The organism is Pseudomonas sp. BCA17, assembly GCF_004519405.1.
Classification (GTDB): domain Bacteria; phylum Pseudomonadota; class Gammaproteobacteria; order Pseudomonadales; family Pseudomonadaceae; genus Aquipseudomonas.
Genome location: NZ_SGWI01000018.1, coordinates 1 through 5,274, shown reverse-complemented (window position 1 = coordinate 5,274; position 5,274 = coordinate 1). Strand labels below are relative to the sequence as shown.

General features: G+C 51.2%; 2 tRNA genes and 2 rRNA genes. All 4 read left to right on the top strand.

The features are described 5' to 3' along the window. Positions 1–182: 182 nt before the first annotated feature. The 4 genes from EXW71_RS28615 to EXW71_RS28600 all read left to right on the top strand — a co-directional run bounded on the left by EXW71_RS28615 (position 183) and on the right by EXW71_RS28600 (position 5,125). Positions 183–1,719: ribosomal RNA gene (locus EXW71_RS28615) — 16S ribosomal RNA — on the top strand. A gap of 82 nt (positions 1,720–1,801) precedes the next feature. After that, positions 1,802–1,878: transfer RNA gene (locus EXW71_RS28610), tRNA-Ile, on the top strand. Positions 1,879–1,908: 30 nt separating this feature from the next. Further along, positions 1,909–1,984, top strand: a tRNA-Ala gene (locus tag EXW71_RS28605). Positions 1,985–2,233: 249 nt separating this feature from the next. Further along, positions 2,234–5,125, top strand: a 23S ribosomal RNA gene (locus EXW71_RS28600). The 16S and 23S rRNA genes sit together here with 2 tRNA genes alongside, the layout of an rRNA operon. The last annotated feature ends 149 nt before the right edge of the window (positions 5,126–5,274 follow it).

Here is a 5,274-nt window from a genome sequence, read left to right as displayed (position 1 = left end):
AGACGAAGTGCTTAACCAACCGCTCTTTAACAACTGAATCAAGCAATTCGTGTGGGTGCTTGTGGAGTCAGACTGATAGTCAACAAGATTATCAGCATCACAAGTTACTCCGCGAGAAATCAAAGATGTAACCAACGATTGCTGAGCCAAGTTTAGGGTTTCTTAAAAACCCAAAGATGTTTGAACTGAAGAGTTTGATCATGGCTCAGATTGAACGCTGGCGGCAGGCCTAACACATGCAAGTCGAGCGGTAGAGAGAAGCTTGCTTCTCTTGAGAGCGGCGGACGGGTGAGTAATGCCTAGGAATCTGCCTGGTAGTGGGGGATAACGTTCGGAAACGGACGCTAATACCGCATACGTCCTACGGGAGAAAGCAGGGGACCTTCGGGCCTTGCGCTATCAGATGAGCCTAGGTCGGATTAGCTAGTTGGTGAGGTAATGGCTCACCAAGGCGACGATCCGTAACTGGTCTGAGAGGATGATCAGTCACACTGGAACTGAGACACGGTCCAGACTCCTACGGGAGGCAGCAGTGGGGAATATTGGACAATGGGCGAAAGCCTGATCCAGCCATGCCGCGTGTGTGAAGAAGGTCTTCGGATTGTAAAGCACTTTAAGTTGGGAGGAAGGGCAGTTGCCTAATACGTAACTGTTTTGACGTTACCGACAGAATAAGCACCGGCTAACTCTGTGCCAGCAGCCGCGGTAATACAGAGGGTGCAAGCGTTAATCGGAATTACTGGGCGTAAAGCGCGCGTAGGTGGTTTGTTAAGTTGGATGTGAAATCCCCGGGCTCAACCTGGGAACTGCATTCAAAACTGACTGACTAGAGTATGGTAGAGGGTGGTGGAATTTCCTGTGTAGCGGTGAAATGCGTAGATATAGGAAGGAACACCAGTGGCGAAGGCGACCACCTGGACTGATACTGACACTGAGGTGCGAAAGCGTGGGGAGCAAACAGGATTAGATACCCTGGTAGTCCACGCCGTAAACGATGTCAACTAGCCGTTGGAAGCCTTGAGCTTTTAGTGGCGCAGCTAACGCATTAAGTTGACCGCCTGGGGAGTACGGCCGCAAGGTTAAAACTCAAATGAATTGACGGGGGCCCGCACAAGCGGTGGAGCATGTGGTTTAATTCGAAGCAACGCGAAGAACCTTACCAGGCCTTGACATCCAATGAACTTTCTAGAGATAGATTGGTGCCTTCGGGAACATTGAGACAGGTGCTGCATGGCTGTCGTCAGCTCGTGTCGTGAGATGTTGGGTTAAGTCCCGTAACGAGCGCAACCCTTGTCCTTAGTTACCAGCACGTAATGGTGGGCACTCTAAGGAGACTGCCGGTGACAAACCGGAGGAAGGTGGGGATGACGTCAAGTCATCATGGCCCTTACGGCCTGGGCTACACACGTGCTACAATGGTCGGTACAAAGGGTTGCCAAGCCGCGAGGTGGAGCTAATCCCATAAAACCGATCGTAGTCCGGATCGCAGTCTGCAACTCGACTGCGTGAAGTCGGAATCGCTAGTAATCGCGAATCAGAATGTCGCGGTGAATACGTTCCCGGGCCTTGTACACACCGCCCGTCACACCATGGGAGTGGGTTGCACCAGAAGTAGCTAGTCTAACCTTCGGGAGGACGGTTACCACGGTGTGATTCATGACTGGGGTGAAGTCGTAACAAGGTAGCCGTAGGGGAACCTGCGGCTGGATCACCTCCTTAATCGACGACATCAGCTGCTTCATAAGCTCCCACACGAATTGCTTGATTCATTGAAGAAGACGATAAGAAGCAGCCCGAAATTGGGTCTGTAGCTCAGTTGGTTAGAGCGCACCCCTGATAAGGGTGAGGTCGGCAGTTCGAATCTGCCCAGACCCACCAATTTTGTGTGGGAAACGCCTGTAGAAATACGGGGCCATAGCTCAGCTGGGAGAGCGCCTGCCTTGCACGCAGGAGGTCAACGGTTCGATCCCGTTTGGCTCCACCACTACTGCTTCTGAAAGTTTTGAAAGCTTAGAAATGAGCATTCCATCCAGGTGATGGTGAATGTTGATTTCTAGTCTTTGATTAGATCGTTCTTTAAAAATTTGGGTATGTGATAGAAAGATAGACTGAACGTTACTTTCACTGGTAACGGATCAGGCTAAGGTAAAATTTGTGAGTTCTCTTAATTGAGAAATTCGAATTTTCGGCGAATGTCGTCTTCACAGTATAACCAGATTGCTTGGGGTTATATGGTCAAGTGAAGAAGCGCATACGGTGGATGCCTTGGCAGTCAGAGGCGATGAAAGACGTGGTAGCCTGCGAAAAGCTTCGGGGAGTCGGCAAACAGACTTTGATCCGGAGATGTCTGAATGGGGGAACCCAGCCATCATAAGATGGTTATCTTGTACTGAATACATAGGTGCAAGAAGCGAACCAGGGGAACTGAAACATCTAAGTACCCTGAGGAAAAGAAATCAACCGAGATTCCCTTAGTAGTGGCGAGCGAACGGGGACTAGCCCTTAAGTGGCTTTGAGATTAGCGGAACGCTCTGGAAAGTGCGGCCATAGTGGGTGATAGCCCTGTACGCGAAAATCTCTTAGTCATGAAATCGAGTAGGACGGAGCACGAGAAACTTTGTCTGAATATGGGGGGACCATCCTCCAAGGCTAAATACTACTGACTGACCGATAGTGAACTAGTACCGTGAGGGAAAGGCGAAAAGAACCCCGGAGAGGGGAGTGAAATAGATCCTGAAACCGTATGCGTACAAGCAGTGGGAGCAGACTTTGTTCTGTGACTGCGTACCTTTTGTATAATGGGTCAGCGACTTATTTTCAGTGGCGAGCTTAACCGAATAGGGGAGGCGTAGCGAAAGCGAGTCTTAATAGGGCGTCTAGTCGCTGGGAATAGACCCGAAACCGGGCGATCTATCCATGGGCAGGTTGAAGGTTGGGTAACACTAACTGGAGGACCGAACCGACTACCGTTGAAAAGTTAGCGGATGACCTGTGGATCGGAGTGAAAGGCTAATCAAGCTCGGAGATAGCTGGTTCTCCTCGAAAGCTATTTAGGTAGCGCCTCATGTATCACTGTAGGGGGTAGAGCACTGTTTCGGCTAGGGGGTCATCCCGACTTACCAAACCGATGCAAACTCCGAATACCTACAAGTGCCGAGCATGGGAGACACACGGCGGGTGCTAACGTCCGTCGTGAAAAGGGAAACAACCCAGACCGTCAGCTAAGGTCCCAAAGTTATGGTTAAGTGGGAAACGATGTGGGAAGGCTTAGACAGCTAGGAGGTTGGCTTAGAAGCAGCCACCCTTTAAAGAAAGCGTAATAGCTCACTAGTCGAGTCGGCCTGCGCGGAAGATGTAACGGGGCTCAAACCATACACCGAAGCTACGGGTATCACGTAAGTGATGCGGTAGAGGAGCGTTCTGTAAGCCTGTGAAGGTGAGTTGAGAAGCTTGCTGGAGGTATCAGAAGTGCGAATGCTGACATGAGTAACGACAATGGGTGTGAAAAACACCCACGCCGAAAGACCAAGGTTTCCTGCGCAACGTTAATCGACGCAGGGTTAGTCGGTCCCTAAGGCGAGGCTGAAAAGCGTAGTCGATGGAAAACAGGTTAATATTCCTGTACTTCTGGTTATTGCGATGGAGGGACGGAGAAGGCTAGGCCAGCTTGGCGTTGGTTGTCCAAGTTTAAGGTGGTAGGCTGAAATCTTAGGTAAATCCGGGGTTTCAAGGCCGAGAGCTGATGACGAGTTAACTTTTAGTTAACGAAGTGGTTGATGCCATGCTTCCAAGAAAAGCTTCTAAGCTTCAGGTAACCAGGAACCGTACCCCAAACCGACACAGGTGGTTGGGTAGAGAATACCAAGGCGCTTGAGAGAACTCGGGTGAAGGAACTAGGCAAAATGGCACCGTAACTTCGGGAGAAGGTGCGCCGGTGAGGGTGAAGGACTTGCTCCGTAAGCTCATGCCGGTCGAAGATACCAGGCCGCTGCGACTGTTTATTAAAAACACAGCACTCTGCAAACACGAAAGTGGACGTATAGGGTGTGACGCCTGCCCGGTGCCGGAAGGTTAATTGATGGGGTTAGCTAACGCGAAGCTCTTGATCGAAGCCCCGGTAAACGGCGGCCGTAACTATAACGGTCCTAAGGTAGCGAAATTCCTTGTCGGGTAAGTTCCGACCTGCACGAATGGCGTAACGATGGCGGCGCTGTCTCCACCCGAGACTCAGTGAAATTGAAATCGCTGTGAAGATGCAGTGTATCCGCGGCTAGACGGAAAGACCCCGTGAACCTTTACTATAGCTTTGCACTGGACTTTGAATTTGCTTGTGTAGGATAGGTGGGAGGCTTTGAAGCGTGGACGCCAGTTCGCGTGGAGCCATCCTTGAAATACCACCCTGGCAACTTTGAGGTTCTAACTCAGGTCCGTTATCCGGATCGAGGACAGTGTATGGTGGGTAGTTTGACTGGGGCGGTCTCCTCCTAAAGAGTAACGGAGGAGTACGAAGGTGCGCTCAGACCGGTCGGAAATCGGTCGTAGAGTATAAAGGCAAAAGCGCGCTTGACTGCGAGACAGACACGTCGAGCAGGTACGAAAGTAGGTCTTAGTGATCCGGTGGTTCTGTATGGAAGGGCCATCGCTCAACGGATAAAAGGTACTCCGGGGATAACAGGCTGATACCGCCCAAGAGTTCATATCGACGGCGGTGTTTGGCACCTCGATGTCGGCTCATCACATCCTGGGGCTGAAGCCGGTCCCAAGGGTATGGCTGTTCGCCATTTAAAGTGGTACGCGAGCTGGGTTTAGAACGTCGTGAGACAGTTCGGTCCCTATCTGCCGTGGACGTTTGAGATTTGAGAGGGGCTGCTCCTAGTACGAGAGGACCGGAGTGGACGAACCTCTGGTGTTCCGGTTGTCACGCCAGTGGCATTGCCGGGTAGCTATGTTCGGAATAGATAACCGCTGAAAGCATCTAAGCGGGAAACTAGCCTCAAGATGAGATCTCACTGGAACCTTGAGTTCCCTGAAGGGCCGTCGAAGACTACGACGTTGATAGGTTGGGTGTGTAAGCGCTGTGAGGCGTTGAGCTAACCAATACTAATTGCCCGTGAGGCTTGACCATATAACACCCAAGCAATTTGCTGACCTGAAAAGGCACCAGATTGCGGTGTGTGAAGACGCTATGAACCGAAAGTTCGAGCTCACAGAACACCGACTCTATTACATACCCAATTTGCTGAAGCGAGGCCAACCGGTCACGACTCAGTACCC